Below are 16,283 nucleotides of genomic sequence, written 5' to 3'. Positions count from 1 at the left end.
GCCGGCAGCGCTCACCGCGCCGCGCACTCCGACGCGAGCCGCCCCAGCACCTTCAGCGCATCCTCGATCTGCCGCGACCACGGGTAGCTGTAGTTGAGCCGGATGAAATGCCGGTAATCGGCGCCGGCCGAGAACATATGCCCGGGCCCGAGCGTGATCCGCTGCGCGAGCGCGAGCGTATACAGCTTCATCGCATCGACCCGCGGCGGCAGTTCGACCCACAGCACATACCCGCCCTGCGGCTGCGACAGCCGCGTGCCTTCCGGGAAGAAACGCCGCACCATCGCACTCATCAGGCTCGCCTGCTGCGCATACAGCTTGCGCATGCGCCGCAGATGAAAATCGTAGCCGTCGTGTTTCAGGTATTCGGCGATCGCGAGTTGCTCGATTGCGGGCGTCGCGAGCGTGTTCAGGAATTTCAGCTTCTCGACCTGGTCGCGGTAACGGCCCGGCATCGCCCAGCCAATCCGGTAGCGCGGCGACAGGCTCTTCGTGAACGACGCGCAATGCAGCACCAGCCCGTCGCGATCGAACGACTTCAGCGCGCTCGGCGCCGTGTCGCCGAAGTGCAGCTCGTGATAAACGTCGCTCTCGATCGCCGGCACGCCGTGCTTCGAGAGCAGTTCGACCAGCGCGCGCTTGCGCGCATCGGGCATCTGGAAGCCGAGCGGATTCTGGAAATTCGGCATCACCATGCATGCGGCGATGCGCTCGCGCGCGAGGATCCGCTCGAGCGCGTCGAGATCGATGCCGTCGCCCGGGTGCGTCGCGACTTCCAGTGCACGCATGCCCATCCGCTCGATCGCGTGCAGCATCGCGTAAAACGTCGGCGACTCCACCGCGATCGTGTCGCCCGGTTTCGCGACGGCCTGCAGGCACAGGTTGATCGCCTCGGTCGCGCCGATCGTCATCACGATCTCGCCCGGCTCGACCGCGACCCCGCGCTCCGCATAGCGCCGCGCGATCTGGCGGATCAGCTCCTGGTTGCCGGGCGGCAGGTCGTCGATCACGCCCCAGCGCGTGCGCCGCCGCCCGATCGCCTGCGCATAGCGCGCAAGACGCTGCACCGGAAACTGCGACGCGTCGGGATACGGCGAGCCGAGCGGCACCGCGTCGTCGCGCGCGATCGAACGCAGCGTCGACAGCACGAGCCGGCTCACGTCCACGGCCGACGGCTCGGCGGCCGGCGCGGAAATATGCAGCTCGGCCTCGGCCGGCACTGCCGCACGCGCCCGCACGAAGTAGCCTGACTGCGGCCGGCTTTCGATCAGGCCGCGGCTTTCCAGCACGAGGTATGCGCGCAGCACGGTCGTGACGCTGAGCTGCTGTTGCCGGCTCGCGTGCCGCACCGACGGAATCCGCTCGCCGGGCCGGTACACGCCGCGCTCGATCTGCGCCTGGAGATCGTCGGCCAGTTGTTCGTAACGCTTCACGCGCTTCCCCTTTCAACTTCCCTTCAGCAACACAGTTGCGATCCGCACGGGATGAATGGCCGGAACTGTACTCTTTTTTGAAGTGAACAGGTGTACACACAGCCGCACGGGTGCCGCGCGTACTCTGCACGCATCGACCCCGACACCTGCATCATGAAAAAGAAATCCGCGACCGCGCGCATCGAACCGTACACCCACCCGGCCGCCGGCTGGGGTGCGCTGAAAGCCGTCACGATCAACCTGATCAAGGAAAAGGTCGCCGGCGGCAACTACCGGACGCTGCTGCGCCAGAACCAGCCGGACGGCTTCGACTGCCCCGGCTGTGCATGGCCGGACCGAGAGCACGCGTCGACGTTCGAATTCTGCGAGAACGGCGTGAAGGCGGTGGCCGCCGAAGCGACGAGCAAGCGCGTGACGCCCGACTTCTTCGCCGCGCACACGGTCACCGAGCTGCTCGACCAATCGGATTTCGAGCTCGAACAGCACGGCCGGCTCACCGACCCGATGGCGTACGACGCACAGACCGACCGCTACGTGCCGATCGCGTGGGACGATGCTTTCGCGCTGATCGCGTGCCATCTGCGCGCGCTGCCCGATCCGAACCAGGCCGCGTTCTACACGTCCGGCCGCGCGAGCAACGAAGCGGCGTTCCTCTATCAACTGTTCGTGCGCCTGTACGGCACCAACAACTTCCCCGATTGCTCGAACATGTGCCACGAGGCGACGAGCCGCGGGCTGCCGGCGTCGGTCGGCGTCGGCAAGGGCACGGTCACGCTCGACGATTTCGAGCATGCGGACATGCTGCTGATCTTCGGCCAGAACCCCGCGACCAATCACCCGCGGATGATGGGCGAGCTGCGCGAGTGCGCGAAGCGCGGCGCGACGATCGTGTCGATCAACCCGCTGAAGGAGCGCGGCCTCGAGCGCTTCGCCGATCCGCAAAGCCCGCTCGAGATGCTGACGATGTCGGGCACGAAGATCGCATCGACGTTCATCCAGCCGACCATCGGCGGCGATTTCGCGCTGATCAAGGGGATGGCCAAGCGCGTGCTCGAACTCGACGACGCCGCGCGCGCCGCCGGTGCGCCGCGTGTGCTCGACACCGCGTTCATCGACGAGCACACGGCCGGCTTCGATGCGTTCGCCGACGATCTGCGCGCCGAAAGCTGGTCCGCGCTGACGGCCGAAAGCGGCGTGCCGTACGAGCAGATCGACGCGCTTGCGCAGCGCTATGCGCGCAGCGAACGCGTGATCGCGACGTGGGGCATGGGCATCACGCAGCACAAGCATTCGGTCGCCACGGTGCAGATGCTGACCAACCTGATGCTGATGCGCGGCAACATCGGCCGCCCTGGCGCCGGCCTGTGCCCGGTGCGCGGCCATTCGAACGTCCAGGGCAACCGCACGGTCGGCATCGAGGAAAAGCCGTCGCAGGCGTTCCTCGACCGGCTCGGCCACGTGTTCGATTTCGAACCGCCGCGCGATCACGGCTACGACGTCGTCGAGACGATCGAAGGGATGCTCGACGGCCGCGTGAAGGTGCTGATCGGTCTCGGCGGCAACTTCGCGATGGCGACGCCGGACACGCCGCGCACGTGGGAAGGGATGCGCCGCTGCGCGCTTTCCGTGCACATCACGACGAAGCTGAACCGCAGCCACCTGATCCACGGCCGCGACGCGCTGATCCTGCCGACGCTCGGCCGCACCGAGATCGACCTGCAGGACAACGTCGCGCAAGGCGTGACGGTCGAGGATTCAATGAGCATGGTCCACGTGTCGTACGGGATGAACAAGCCGGCGTCGCCGAACCTGATGTCGGAGCCCGCGATCGTCGCGCACATGGCGCACGCGCTGTTCGGCAGCGGCAAGATCGACTGGCTCGCGTACAAGGACGACTACGCGAAGATCCGCGATGCGATCGAGGCGACGCTCGACGGCTTCTACGACTACAACACGCGCATCGCGCGGCCCGGCGGCTTCCACCTGCGCGTCGCGTCGCGCGACCGCGAATGGCTGACGCCGACGGGCAAGGCGAACTTCATCGCGCACGCGCTGCCGACCGACACGCCGATCCAGCGCGCCCGCGCGCTGCACGGCGAACGGCTGATGACGCTGATGACGACGCGCTCGCACGACCAGTACAACACGACCGTCTACGGCCTCGACGACCGCTATCGCGGCGTGTTCGGCCAGCGCCGCGTGGTGTTCGTCAACCGCGACGATCTCGCGATGCTCGGCCTCGCGGCCGGCGAATGGGTCGACATGGAAACGGTGTGGCACGACGGCATCGAGCGGCGCGCGAACGGCTTCCTGCTCGTCGAATACGACATCCCGCGCGGCTGCATCGGCGCGTACTACCCGGAAACCAACCCGCTCGTGCCGCTCGACAGCGTCGGCGACGTGTGCAACACGCCGACGTCGAAGTCGGTACCCGTGCTGCTGCATCGCGCGGCCGCGCCGGCGTCGATCGCTGCCTGACGGAGCACGACGATGATCGTTCGTCCGCGCGAGCACTGGCTGCGGATGCCGGCCGAAGTGACGCCCGGCCCGTCGTACCGACTCACCTGACCCGCTTCGCCTGACTCGCGCCGCTCAATCGCGGCGGCCGCGCAGGAAGCCGCCATGTTCGGCGGCCGCGTCCGCGATCCGTCGCAGCAGGACGATGCCGCTCAGCAATGCATGCGCGGCGTCGCCGTCGCGCGCGGCCACGCGACGCCGCAACAGGCGGGCCGCCGCGGCACACGTCTGCTCGAGCCGCGCGAAATCCGCCCGCGCGACGCGCGCGCGCACCACCGCCGCCGCGCGGCGCGCGGCCGGCTCGCGCGTAGCCAGTTCGGCAAGCGACAGCAGGCTGTCGCCGAGCCCCCAGATCGCGAGCAGGTCACGCATGTCGCGCTCGATCAGCGTCTGCGGCAGGCTGCCCGCGAAACCGAGCTCGCGCCCGAGACGGTCGGCCGTGCGGCTCAGCCATGCGCTCGCGGACCATGCACGCGGATCGCGTGCGATGCCGGCCAGATCGCGACGCACCGCGCGGTGCAGACGCCGTCGGCTCGTGCCCGGATCGCCGGGAAACACCAGCGCGAAGATCAGCGCGCCGAACGCGATGCCGAGCAGCGTCGCGAGCGCGCTGTTCAGAAACGCGGCGTCGCCGATGCGCGTCGTGTTGTCCGGCGACGTGAAATTCCAGAAGAAGATCGAGAACGCGCTGCCCATCGCGGCCGTGCGCGGATGACGCATCGCGATCCCGGTGCCGATCAGGAACATGCCGAGAATGTAGGCGAGCATCTCGAAGCCCGACACCGCCGGCAGCAGGATGAAGTTGCAGACGGCGCCCGCGACCGCCGCGCATGTCGTGCCTTTCATGAAACCGACGATCGCACGCACCGAATTGGGGCGTGTCGAGAACAGTGCGCTCACCACGGCCGTGATCGCAACGAAGCCGCCGCCTGACGGCCACGCGGCGAAGATCCAGATCGCCGACGCGGCCAGCACCGCGATGAACGCGCGAATGCCGTTGTGGCATGCGAGCACCGGATCGCGGTGGAACGCGTAACGCACGCGTGCAGAGGAAGGCACCGGCCGGTCGAACAATGCCAGGCTCGCGAATGCGCGGTCGAACCCGCCGAGCAGTGCCGACAGCCGGTCGAGCATGAGCAGGCGCGACGTGTCCGGGCCGGCCGGCACGGCGGCTTCGACACGCAGTGCATCGTCCACGCGTGCGCGCAGCGCCGCCATCTCGTGCGCCGCATCGCACGACACGGCGACCCGGTCGAGCACGCTTGCCGCCTCGTCGACGAGCGGTTCCGGCGCATCGCCGCCGCGCGCCGCGTGTTCGCGAATCGCTTGCCCCGCGGCCTGCGCGGTGAGCACGCCGAGCGCCGCCGCGCGCACATGGCCGATCATGTTGCGCACCGGCGGTGCGCCGGCGGCCGCATATTCGGCCGCCGTGTCGAGTTCGAGCGCCTCCGCAAACAGCCGGTGCACGGCCGCGCCGTTCGGCTCGCGGCGCAGCGCGCCGGCGCCGAGCGCCACCGCGCGCTCGAGATAGCGCGCGAGCCGCGTCCGGACATCCTCCAGCGGCGTGCCCGGCGCGAACACCGTTTCGAACAGCGCACCGCACAGGATGCCGACCACCACGTACAGGAACCGCGCGACCGCGATATCGAACGCGTGCAGCGGCGCCGACACCGCGTCCATCGCGACGATCGCGGCCGTATAGCCTGCGAGCACCGCCGCATACGCGCGGAAATTCCGCTGGAACGTCGCGATACCCGCGCACAAGCCGATCCACGCGGCGAGCGCGGGCAGGAACAATTCGGGTGTCTGCGCGAACGCGCCGGTCAGCGCGAGCGCGACGGCCGCACCGATCGCGGTGCCGAGAATCCGGTACTGGCTCTTCGACAGCCCCATCCCGCGGCTGCCCTGCGCGACGATCCAGACGGTCGACGCGGCCCATTTCGGATCGTCGAAATTCATCCGGAACGCGATATAGAGCGCGAGCAGCGACGCGGCCGTATTGCGGAGTGCGAAGGCAAGCGCGCCGGGCGGCAGCGTCGGCCGCGCGTCGCGTAGCGCGGCCCGGACGGCCGCGAGCGGCGGCATGCTGGGGAAGGCGAATTTCATGCGGCGAGCATACGGTCGCGCGCCGGCCGCTACTACGGGGCGGCGGCGGGATGCGTTATTGCGCCGGGCGGGATAATCGGCTCGACCCGCGGCGATCCGGCCCGCGACGGTAAGATGCGCGCATGTCGAACACTGAAACGAATCGCATGGACCTCGAGAGCATCCGGATATTCCTGCGCGTGGTGGAGCGCGGCAGCTTCACGGCCGCCGCCACGCAACTCGACATGCCGCTCAGCCGCGTGAGCCGCAAGATCCGGCAGCTCGAGGACGACCTCGGCGTCCAGCTGCTGTACCGCACGACGCGTCGCGTGTCCGTCACCGAAGCCGGACGCGACTACTACGAACGCTGCCTGCGCGCCGAGGAGATCCTGCTCGATGCGGACCGGCAGGTGCGCGCGCTGCGCACGGAGCCCGAAGGCACGCTGCGCGTGCTGGTGCCCTACGCGATCGGCCTGTTCGAACTGGAGCCGGCGCTCGCCGAATTTCGCCGGCGCTACCCGCTGGTCCAGCTCGTGCTGATCTACGACAACAGCGCGCTCGACCTCGTCGAACACGGCTTCGACGTCGCGCTGCGCACCGGCGTGCTGACGGATTCCGGCTATGTCGCGCGCTCGCTCGGCTGGTCGCACGCGAAGCTCGCGGCCAGCCCGCACTATCTCGACCGCGCCGGCCGGCCGCACACGCCGCAGGATCTCGCCGATCACGACATCCTGTTCGTCGGCCGCGACGCGCCCGGCCTGACGCTGCGCCTGACCAACGCGGCCGGCGACGTCGCCGACGTGCCGGTGCGGCCCGTGCTGATCTCGAACGAATCGGTCACGGTGCTGCGCCAAGCCGCGAGCGGCGGCGGCATCGCGCTGATTTCGACCCACTTCACCACACGGCGGCTCGCGAGCAACGAACTCGAAATCGTGCTGCCCGACTGGCACCGCACCGACGACGTCGAGCTGCACGCGCTGTACCCGAAGCGCGCGACGCTCGACAGCAAGGTGCGTGCGTTCGTCGAATTCCTGACGGAAGTCTTTACTGCGTGGCGGGCCGCGTCGTAGTCGACTCGGCACGACCGGCAAGCGATGCACGCCCGCCGCATTATTGCGGCGCAGGAAAGGAATTAATGAGCGCGCAAGCGTTGATCGCCGTTCGCCGCATCGTTAGCCTGTGCCGATGAAAAATGACCACACACGCGACGGCAGCCACCTGAGCGCTGCCCGCCGACGCGTCACGCGCGTCGCGCCGTCCTGACCGGCCTGCCTGCTTGCCGAAGCCGTCACGGCTTCGCCGATCCGATCGAACGCCTGAACCGCACGCCGCGCGCGAGCGGCCCTCCGCTTGGCCGGCCGCGCGCACGTCGCGCGTGTCCGCACGCGCGGCCGCCGCACGCCCGTGCGCGGTCGCCATCGGCGCATGCGCCCCGCGGGCCACTTTCCATCACGCAGGAACACCATGTCATCTCCGTCACCCCAGGCGCCGCTGTCGGGCGGCAAGCTCGCGATCGGCACGGTCGCGGTATCGCTCGCGATGTTCATGAACGTGCTCGATTCGTCGATCGCGAACGTCGCGATCCCGACGATCTCGGGCGACCTCGGCGTGTCGGTCGACGAAGGCACGTGGGTGATCACGATCTTCGCGGCCGCGAACGCGGTGTCGATTCCGCTGACCGGCTGGCTCACGCAGCGCTTCGGCCAGGTGCGCCTGTTCGTCACGTCGATCCTGCTGTTCGTGTTCGCGTCGTGGCTGTGCGGAATCGCGCCGAACCTGCCGACGCTGCTCGCCGCGCGAATTCTGCAAGGGGCCGTGGCGGGACCGCTCGCGCCGCTGTCGCAGGCGCTGCTGCTCGGCGCGTGGCCGCGGCAGAAGTCGTCGACGGCGCTCGCGCTGTGGTCGATGACCGCGCTCGTCGGTCCGATCGCGGGGCCGTCGCTCGGCGGCTGGATCACGTACGACTACAACTGGTCGTGGATCTTCTACATCAACATTCCGGTCGGCTTCTTCGCGGCGGCCGTCACGTGGTTCGTGTTCCGCGATCGCGAATCGGCCACGCGCCGCCTGCCGATCGATACGGTCGGACTGCTGCTGCTCGTGCTGTGGGTCGCCTCGCTACAGATCATGCTCGACAAGGGCAAGGATCTCGACTGGTTCAATTCGCCCGTGATCGTCGCGCTGGGCATCGTCGCGCTGATCGGCTTCGCATTCTTCCTCATCTGGGAGCTGAACGAGGCCAACCCGATCGTCGACCTGCGGCTCTTCACGCAACGCAACTTCGCGGGCGGCACGATCGCGATCTCCGTCGCGTACGGGATGTTCTTCGGCACGCTCGTGCTGCTGCCGCAATGGATGCAGGGCTATCTCGGCTATCGCGCGGTCGATTCGGGGCTCGCCACCGCGCCGCTCGGCGTGTTCGCGATCCTGCTCACGCCGGTCATGGGGCGCCTGCTGCCGCGCACCGATCCGCGTTATATCGCGACGCTCGCGTTCGTCGGCTTCGCGGTCGTGTTCATGATGCGCACGACGTTCTACACCGACGTGTCGCGCTGGGATCTCGTGCTGCCGACGCTGCTGCAAGGTATTCCGATGGCGATGTTCTTCGTGCCGCTGACGTCGATCATCCTGTCCGGGCTGCCGCCGGACAAGATCCCGGCCGCGGCCGGCCTGTCGAATTTCGGCCGCACGTTCTGCGGCGCGGTGGGGACGTCGCTGATCAGCAATGCGTGGAACGACCGCACGATCCTGCATCACGTGCGGCTCACCGAACAGGCGAGCGTCACCAATCCGGTCTTCACGCAACAGCTCGACACGTCCCGTTCGCTGCTGCACCTGAGCCCCGATTCGGCGCTCGCGTTCTTCAACGCATCGGTCGATTCGCAGGCGGCCGTGATGGGATTGAACGACATCTTCTACGTGTCGGCGATCATCTTCGTCGCGATCATCCCGCTCATCTGGATCACGAAACCGGTGCGCTCGGGCGGCGGCGATGCCGATGCGGCGGCGGCCGGAGCGCATTGATCCGCATGCGCGGCAGCGGCGCGCCTCGCGCCGACAGCGCGACGACCGGGCGATCCGCCGGTCGCGACGACAACCGAAGCGAGCGCCCGTCCGACAGCGGGCGCCGGTTGTATCGAATCGTTTCAACGCGCCAACGGCGTCAAATGCTGCGGGTATACTCCGTCGTCAGCCGCCTGCCGTGTCGTCGTCCGTCAAAAAGGCCCGATTCCAGGCGGTTTCGTCGCGAAGCTTCGCGTTTCGCTCCCCCGCGCCCCAGCCTCGATACGAGACACCCGACGACCGATCATGAAACGATTCCTGCTGCTTCTTCCCGCCGCCCTGCTCGCCGCCTGCGGCTCCGCACCCTCGTCCGATTCGGCCGGCTCGGGCGCCGCGCCGATGATCTACGTGTCGTCGCAACGTCCGGCCTACGCGGTCGCGAACTGCCTCGACAGCCGCCTGTCGGGCACCGAACAATCGCAGCACAACGGCGTCACCGACATCGCGGTCGGCTCGAATTCGTACTTCGTCACGCTGACGCCGTCGGGCAACGGCTCGGTGATCAAGGTCGTGCGCGGCTCGGGCAACGAACCGGCCGAGGAAGCGATGCGCTTCGCGGTCGCGCGCTGCGCGATCTGACGCCCTCCGGCGCTGGGCGTCCGCCCGGCCCTCCCGCCTGCCTGCCGCTGCGCGCCACCCGGCGCGCCTGCCGAATATTTTCATCCGGGTGCCCGTCGATGAGAGAATCGCACCACGATTCCCTTTCGAAGGAGCCCGCATGAAGCACCTGCTGTCCCGGCTGTTCGTCAGCGCCGCGCTCGTCGCGCTTGTTCCGGCGCTGCCGGCGCAGGCTGCCACGCCGCCCGGCATCTTCGTCGTCGCCACGCAACTCGGCGAATTCACGACCCTCGACCCGAGCGGGATCTACGAGCTGGTGCCGTCCGAATACGTCGCGAACACCTACGAACGGCTGGTGCGCGTCGACCTGAAGGACCCGACGCGCTTCGACGGACAGATCGCGCAATCGTGGACGGTCGGCGCCGACGGCGTGACCTACACGTTCAAGCTGCGCCCGGGCCTCACGTTCCATTCCGGCAACCCGGTCACCGCCGACGACGTCGCGTGGTCGTTGCAGCGGACCATCCTGCTCGACAAGGGGCCGGCCGGCGTGCTCGCCGATCTCGGCCTCACGAAGGCGAACGTGACGCAGAAGGTGCGCGTGGTCGATCCGCAAACCGTCGTGCTCGAAACCGACCGCAAGTACGCGCCGAGCTTCGTGCTCAACGTGCTGAGCGCGTGCCCGGCCTCGGTCTTCGACAAGAAGCTGCTGCTGTCGCACCAGCAAGGCAACGATTTCGGCAGCGGCTGGCTGCGCACCAACGACGCGGGCTCGGGCCCGTACCAGCTCGTCAAGTGGACGCCGAACGAGAGCATCGTGCTGCAGCGCTTCGACAAATACCGCACGCCGTACCCGATGAAGCGCGTGGTGCTGCGCCACGTGCCCGAAGCGTCCGCGCAACGGCTGCTGCTGGAGAACGGCGACGCCGACGCCGCGCGCAACCTGAGCCCCGACAGCCTCGCCGCGCTGTCGAAGGCCGGCAAGATCAAGATCGCGTCGTGGCCGGTGTCGGCGCTGCTGTACCTGAGCCTGAACACGAAGAACCCGAACCTCGCGAAGCCCGAGGTGCAGCAGGCGATGAAGTGGCTCGTCGATTACGACGGCATCCAGCGCAACATCGTCAGCACGACCTACAAGGTGCATCAGACCTTCCTGCCCGAAGGCTTCCTCGGCGCGTCGAACGCGCGGCCGTACAAGCAGGACGTCGCGAAGGCGAAGGCGCTGCTCGCGAAGGCCGGCTTGCCGAACGGTTTCGACGTGACGATGGACATGCCGAACGACTATCCGTACCTCGAGATCGCGCAGGCGCTGCAGGCGAACTTCGCGCAGGGCGGCATCCGCGTGAAGCTGATCCCGGGCGACGCGAAGCAGGCGATCGGCAAGTACCGTGCGCGCCAGCACGACATCTTCGTCGGCGAATGGTCGCCCGACTACATGGACCCGAACAGCAACGCGCGCGGTTTCGCGTGGAATCCGGACAACTCGGACCAGTCGCCGACCAAGATGCTCGCGTGGCGCAACAGCTGGGACATTCCGCAACTGACGAAGGACACCGAGGCCGCGCTCGTCGAGCCGTCGCCCGCGAAGCGCGCGCAGCGTTACGAAGCGCTGCAGAAGGGCGTGCTCGCGAACTCGCCGTTCATCATCATGTTCGAGAAGGTCGTGCAGGTCGCCACGCGCCCCGGCGCGACCGGACCGGAAATCGGGCCGATCAACGACCTCGTGTCATACCGCACGCTCGCGAAGTAATCGCGGCTGCCCGCGCGTGCGGCCACGCCGCCGTGCGGGTAATCGCCGCGCGCCGCGGCGCTGGCGCCGGGCCGTGCGCGATCGACAATGACCGCCATCGGTCGGATACCGTGCCGCGCACACGTCACGGGACGAGAACGCGCATACCCGTTCAATTGAATGCCGCCCATACCAGGTACGCATTCAGCCCGACGATCACGACCGTCGCCGCGCCGGCGACGATCCGCAGCGGCATCCGCATCGCGTAAGCGCCCATCACGTCCTTGCGCGCCGACAGCATCAGCAGCGCGATCATCGGCATCGGCAGCACGAAGCTCAGCACGACCTGGCTGGCCACCATCGCCCGCGTGACGTCGCAGCCAAGCGCGACCACCACGAACGCGGGCGCGATCGTCACCGCGCGCCGCACCCAGATCGACATGCGGCGGCGGATGAAGCCCTGCATCACGACCTGCCCCGCCATCGTGCCGACCACCGAGCTCGACACGCCGGAGGTCAGCAGCGCGACGAGAAACAGCGCGCCGGCCGCCGGCCCGAGCACCGGGATCAGCGTGTGATAGGCGTCGCCGATGTCGGTCATGCCGGGCGCGGCCGCGTGAAACGCCGACGACGCCATCATCACCATCGCGAGATTCACGAATCCGGCGAGCCCCAGCGCGATCACGACCTCGCGGTTCGAGAAACGCACGAGCCGCCGCCGCTCCCCGTCGTCGCGCGGCGCGGTGCGATCCTGCGTGAGGCCCGAATGCAGATACAGCGTATGCGGCATGATCGTCGCGCCGATGATGCCGACTGCGATCGTCAGCGCCGCATGATCCGGAATCTGCGGGACCACCAGATGGAACGCGACCGCATGCCAGTCCTGCGGCGCGATCAGCAGTTCGCCGAGATAGCACGCGCCGATCACGCCGACCAGCGCCGCGATCGCCGCTTCCAGCGGCCGGAAGCCGCGTTTTTCGAGCGCGAGGATCGCGCAGGTCGCGAACGCGGTCGCGATCATCCCCGCGAACAGCGACAGGTGGCACAACAACCCGAACGCAAGCGCGCCGCCGAGGAATTCGGCGAGATCGGTGGCCATCGCGGCGATCTCCGACGCGATCCACATGCCCCACACGACCGGCGCGGGGAAACGGTCGCGGCACAGCTCGGCGAGATTGCGGCCGGTCACGATGCCGAGCTTCGCCGACATCGCCTGGAACAGCATCGCGATCGCGTTCGCGGCCAGCACGACCCATAGCAGCCGGTACCCGTACGCGGCGCCGGCCTGGATGTTGGTCGCGAAGTTGCCGGGATCCATGTAGCCGATCGACGCGATCACGGCCGGGCCGACGAACGGCAGCAGCGCGGCGACGCCGGTGCGGCGCCCTTCCAGCGCGGCGCGCGCCGCGCCGTCGATAGGCTCGATGGACCGGCCCGGCAGCGCGAAGCCACCGGCAGGTTTGCTCGGGACGGGGATCATGGTGAGTATTCCGTTCGAATAAGGACGGCTGATTGCGGATCGCGCCCGCCACGGCCGGCATGCCGCGTGCCGGCCACGGCAAGACGCCGGCGGCATTACAGCGGCACGACGTCGGGACGATTGCGCGGAAACTGCGCGATCACGTCCGGCGCGACGTTCAGGTGCGCTTCGACGAGCTTCGGCGGCGTGTGCGCGAGCCAGTCGGACAACGACACCTCCGCATAGCGGTCGGTCTTGAAGATCTCGAGGAACACGAGATCGGTCTGCCCGGTGTTCTGCACGTAGTGGCCGAGGCTCTTCTTCACATAGCCGACGTCGCCCGCGCGGAAGTCGGCCGTCTGCGCCTTCGGCCCCGTGTCGAACACGGTCATCCGCGCCTCGCCCTGCAGGTAGTACTGCCATTCGTCGGCGTTCGGATGCCAGTGCAGCTCGCGCATGCCGCCCGGGTGCACGGTGACGAGCGCCGCCGCGACGGTCGTCGACACGTTGAAGTTGGTGCTGTCGGCGATCCGCACCTCGCCGCCGCGCGTCTTCCTGACCGGCTTCATGTCGCCGAGCGAAAACACGAACGGATGCGGCGGCGCACCGGCCGACGCGGCCGACGCGCGCTGCGCGTCCGCGAGCGGGCCCGGTTCGTCGCCCTGGAAGATCCACAGGTTGTCGAGCGGCACGTTCCTGAACGCGTCGGCCGGCACGCCGAAGTTGAGCGCGAGCACGTCGGGCGGCGTATGCGCGATCCAGTCGGTCAGCAACAGCGTGTTGAATTCCGATGCGCGGCCGTTATCGAATGCGAGCAGGAATTCGGCGCCGTCGCTGCCGAGGCCCTGCAGCGAATGCGGCAGGCCAGGCGGGAAATACCAGAGATCGCCGGTCTTGACGTCCTGCACCGACGGCCGCCCGAGTTCGTCGAGCACCGTGATCCGGCAGCGGCCGTCGAGCATGATCGCCCACTCGGCCTGCTGGTGCCAGTGCATCTCGCGAATGCCGCCGCGCGTCAGCCGCATATTGACGCCGGAGATGGTTTCGGAAATCGCGAAATCATCCTGCGTGACTTCGCGCGCCCATCCGCCATTCTGAATGCGCTTATGCGCATTATTGAAAGACGCCCAGAATAACGGCATCCCGTTGATATCGGTGGCCGGCGGATCCTGAAAAGACGGGAACTGATTGGCGATGGCCGGATTTTTAGGCCCCGGGTCGGTCAGGCTCTGACGGTTGCGCGCATTCACCGCGCCTTCCGGCGGGCTGTCCGGGTTACCGAACGAAGCGGCCTTCGCCGTTACCGCAATACCCGCCGCGGCAATGGCGCCGGCCGTACTCGTCAACATCCTGCGTCGAGAAAGATTCGTCATGATTTCCTCTTCATTTCTGCAATCGAGAGAATTTCCACTACGGAACACTTGCCGTTTTTCGAATTACCGAAAATCGAACATCCCGTGACGCAAGTTAAATCCATATTCATCTAAAAATTAAATGAATTATTAACCTGAATTAATGACTAAAACTGATCGATTTTAATTTTTGCAATTATTGCGATGCAGCAATGGATGAATGGCGACGAGAAGAGATCGATAGGCGCGCCGCACGATGGCGACTCAATGCGATCGACGGGAACAGGAAAATGCGGATGCGCGTGCTTTCACCTGCCCGGCCCGGACCTGGACCGGGTCACTCCCGCGGCATGTCGGCAAGCCGTTGCGCAGCGAAGCGCAATCCGCCGAGAATGCGTTCGGCGATCCTTGCCGGAAACCCGGCCGGCAGCGCCGCGCCGACCGATTCGATCACGTGCGGCGTCATCGCAATCAGTCGTTCGACGATCGGCGTAGCGATATCGCCAAGCAGGCAATACTCCGCCATCGCAGTGAAGTGCCGGCGCGTGATGTCGCGCATCGCGTAGTGCTTGCGCTTGCCGTGCACGGCCATCGCGAGCTTCGCCTTGTGCCACGACCACTGGTTCGCGCCATCTCCCTCGACCGGCCAGATCGACATCACGTCGTAGAGCGGCGTCAGGCGGAAGCGGCCGCCGGGCAGCAGGCGCAGGCTGAAGTTCTTCGCATGCCCGTCCGGTGCGGCGAGCATCCAGAACACCACCAATGCGGCGAACAGCGTGTCGAGGTCGGCCTGCGCCGTTTCCGACCGGCGCAGGATGCCGGCCAGATCGGGCACGCCGGGGCCGCCCTGCGATTCGTATTTCAGATGCGGCGGCACGCCGAGCGCCTGGCAAAAATCCTCTTGCGGCAAGCGCAACAGCCATCCGCCATCACGATGCAGCGCGCGATCGAAGCGCGCGACCGACAGCACCTTGTGTTCGCCGAAACGCAGGATGTCGGCATCCGCCGTCGGCAAGCCGAACGCGCGCAGGACCGCGAGGCACAGCCACTCGTTTTCGACGGAGGTCGTCAGATCCGCACGCTTGTTGCCGACCAGCCCGAGCGGCAACTTGAGGATATGCGTGGTCGGCGTCGCGCCATGCGGACGCATCCATCGCCCGTCGTGAAACAGCAACGCAGTCTTTTCCTGCGCGCCGGCCAGCGACAGGCGGAAGTCGTCGTCGTCCTGCGCACCGCCCGCCGCCCCGCTCGCCTGATCGAGTACGCGCGCCACGTCGTCGTCGGACAACGGCGTACCGTCGATCCGGTCATGGCCGGTCGGGGCTTCATCCTCGCCGAGCAACTGCACCGCACCGACGCAGTCCCGGCCGAGCGCGGCGAGCAGATCGAACGGCTCGGTCGTCGCCGTGCCGAATCGCGACGCAAGCCGGCGCCGAATCGCGTCGCTGTCGGGCAGCAGATTGTCGAAGTAGTGGTTCACGCGCTCGCCGCGCAACGGCGCAGGGCCGATGCCGAACGGCAGCGACAGCGACAGCGGGCGGCCGGCATCCGACTGTTTCCAGCCGATGTCGTACAGCAACTCCATGTCGCCGCGCGCGGGAATCCGCCAGATGCCGACCCGCACGCCGTTGGCCCAGATCGATAGCGCGCGGCTGTGCGATTTGCGTCCCATCGATTACCACTCGACGTTGGCAGCGTCGCGCCCGTCCTTCGTGCGAATGCTGAGCTCGAGACCGTACAGCGCGGTCAGTTCGAGCAACTGCTTGAGCGACAGGCTTTCGGTGCGGATCGTTTCCAGCGACGACAGCCGCGATTGGCCGACGCCGATGCGTGCCGCCGCCTCGGCTTGCGTCAGCCCCTTGGCCTGACGCGCGGACGACAGGATTTCGCCCAGTTGAGCAGGGGTATTGACGATGAGATTCACGGCGCGGGTCCTCTATGCAATCCATGCAGTATATCTCTGACAGACATAAACGCAAATTATCTCTGATACGAATAAACGCGGAATATCCCTGTCAGGAATATTTTCACACTACAGCGCGTTGCGGCCCCAGTCGTTGCGCGCACGCACCGCCCTATCGCCTCCT

At 67.5% G+C, this 16,283-nt stretch carries 11 protein-coding genes; 5 read left to right on the top strand and 6 right to left on the bottom strand.

Annotated features, from left to right (window positions below):
- Positions 1 to 11 precede the first annotated feature (11 nt).
- Positions 12 to 1,433, bottom strand: a complete 1,422-nt coding sequence (locus J8I35_RS07790) for a PLP-dependent aminotransferase family protein (protein ID WP_209924921.1) — start codon at positions 1,431 to 1,433, stop codon at positions 12 to 14.
- Positions 1,434 to 1,586: 153 nt separating this feature from the next.
- Here J8I35_RS07790 and J8I35_RS07785 point away from each other — a divergent pair, with 153 nt between their 5' ends.
- Positions 1,587 to 3,911, top strand: coding sequence for an FdhF/YdeP family oxidoreductase (locus tag J8I35_RS07785; RefSeq protein WP_209924920.1), 2,325 nt, complete (start codon positions 1,587 to 1,589; stop codon positions 3,909 to 3,911).
- A gap of 114 nt (positions 3,912 to 4,025) precedes the next feature.
- Here J8I35_RS07785 and J8I35_RS07780 read toward each other — a convergent pair whose 3' ends face one another.
- On the bottom strand, positions 4,026 to 6,056 hold the full coding sequence (locus J8I35_RS07780; protein WP_209924919.1) for an FUSC family protein: 2,031 nt from the start codon (positions 6,054 to 6,056) through the stop codon (positions 4,026 to 4,028).
- Positions 6,057 to 6,202: 146 nt separating this feature from the next.
- Between J8I35_RS07780 and J8I35_RS07775 the strand changes: the two genes are divergently transcribed.
- From J8I35_RS07775 to J8I35_RS07760, 4 genes are all read left to right on the top strand, one after another.
- Positions 6,203 to 7,105 carry a LysR family transcriptional regulator gene (locus J8I35_RS07775; RefSeq protein WP_124639145.1) on the top strand — a complete coding sequence of 301 codons (903 nt, stop codon included), beginning with the start codon at positions 6,203 to 6,205 and terminating at the stop codon, positions 7,103 to 7,105.
- A 394-nt stretch (positions 7,106 to 7,499) separates the two neighbouring features.
- Positions 7,500 to 9,059 carry a DHA2 family efflux MFS transporter permease subunit gene (locus J8I35_RS07770; RefSeq protein ID WP_124554967.1) on the top strand — a complete coding sequence of 520 codons (1,560 nt, stop codon included), beginning with the start codon at positions 7,500 to 7,502 and terminating at the stop codon, positions 9,057 to 9,059.
- Between the two features lie 285 nt (positions 9,060 to 9,344).
- Positions 9,345 to 9,677 carry a sugar ABC transporter ATPase gene (locus J8I35_RS07765; RefSeq protein WP_050012816.1) on the top strand — a complete coding sequence of 111 codons (333 nt, stop codon included), beginning with the start codon at positions 9,345 to 9,347 and terminating at the stop codon, positions 9,675 to 9,677.
- 139 nt (positions 9,678 to 9,816) lie between these two features.
- Positions 9,817 to 11,406 carry an ABC transporter substrate-binding protein gene (locus tag J8I35_RS07760; protein WP_209924918.1) on the top strand — a complete coding sequence of 530 codons (1,590 nt, stop codon included), beginning with the start codon at positions 9,817 to 9,819 and terminating at the stop codon, positions 11,404 to 11,406.
- Positions 11,407 to 11,557: 151 nt separating this feature from the next.
- Here the strand turns inward: J8I35_RS07760 and J8I35_RS07755 are convergent, their stop codons facing one another.
- From J8I35_RS07755 to J8I35_RS07740, 4 genes are all read right to left on the bottom strand, one after another.
- On the bottom strand, positions 11,558 to 12,865 hold the full coding sequence (locus tag J8I35_RS07755) for an Nramp family divalent metal transporter (RefSeq protein WP_209924917.1): 1,308 nt from the start codon (positions 12,863 to 12,865) through the stop codon (positions 11,558 to 11,560).
- Positions 12,866 to 12,960: 95 nt separating this feature from the next.
- Positions 12,961 to 14,217 carry an oxalate decarboxylase family bicupin gene (locus J8I35_RS07750; RefSeq protein ID WP_209924950.1) on the bottom strand — a complete coding sequence of 419 codons (1,257 nt, stop codon included), beginning with the start codon at positions 14,215 to 14,217 and terminating at the stop codon, positions 12,961 to 12,963.
- Between the two features lie 316 nt (positions 14,218 to 14,533).
- Complete coding sequence (locus tag J8I35_RS07745; protein ID WP_209924916.1) at positions 14,534 to 15,868, bottom strand: type II toxin-antitoxin system HipA family toxin; 1,335 nt, start codon at positions 15,866 to 15,868, stop codon at positions 14,534 to 14,536.
- Between the two features lie 3 nt (positions 15,869 to 15,871).
- Positions 15,872 to 16,120 carry a helix-turn-helix transcriptional regulator gene (locus tag J8I35_RS07740; protein ID WP_050012821.1) on the bottom strand — a complete coding sequence of 83 codons (249 nt, stop codon included), beginning with the start codon at positions 16,118 to 16,120 and terminating at the stop codon, positions 15,872 to 15,874.
- Positions 16,121 to 16,283 lie beyond the last annotated feature (163 nt).

This window comes from Burkholderia sp. CpTa8-5 (genome assembly GCF_017815045.1).
GTDB classification, from domain to species: domain Bacteria; phylum Pseudomonadota; class Gammaproteobacteria; order Burkholderiales; family Burkholderiaceae; genus Burkholderia; species Burkholderia sola.
This window is presented reverse-complemented; position numbering and strand designations above follow the sequence as displayed.

Excerpts from the sequence above, each read along its gene's own strand:
- J8I35_RS07745 (WP_209924916.1), bottom strand. The coding sequence starts at position 15,868 with ATGGGACGCAAATCGCACAGCCGCGCGCTATCGATCTGGGCCAACGGC.
- J8I35_RS07775 (WP_124639145.1), top strand. The coding sequence starts at position 6,203 with ATGGACCTCGAGAGCATCCGGATATTCCTGCGCGTGGTGGAGCGCGGC.
- J8I35_RS07760 (WP_209924918.1), top strand. The coding sequence starts at position 9,817 with ATGAAGCACCTGCTGTCCCGGCTGTTCGTCAGCGCCGCGCTCGTCGCG.
- J8I35_RS07765 (WP_050012816.1), top strand. The coding sequence starts at position 9,345 with ATGAAACGATTCCTGCTGCTTCTTCCCGCCGCCCTGCTCGCCGCCTGC.
- J8I35_RS07755 (WP_209924917.1), bottom strand. The coding sequence starts at position 12,865 with ATGATCCCCGTCCCGAGCAAACCTGCCGGTGGCTTCGCGCTGCCGGGC.
- J8I35_RS07785 (WP_209924920.1), top strand. The coding sequence starts at position 1,587 with ATGAAAAAGAAATCCGCGACCGCGCGCATCGAACCGTACACCCACCCG.
- J8I35_RS07750 (WP_209924950.1), bottom strand. The coding sequence starts at position 14,217 with ATGACGAATCTTTCTCGACGCAGGATGTTGACGAGTACGGCCGGCGCC.
- J8I35_RS07770 (WP_124554967.1), top strand. The coding sequence starts at position 7,500 with ATGTCATCTCCGTCACCCCAGGCGCCGCTGTCGGGCGGCAAGCTCGCG.
- J8I35_RS07780 (WP_209924919.1), bottom strand. The coding sequence starts at position 6,056 with ATGAAATTCGCCTTCCCCAGCATGCCGCCGCTCGCGGCCGTCCGGGCC.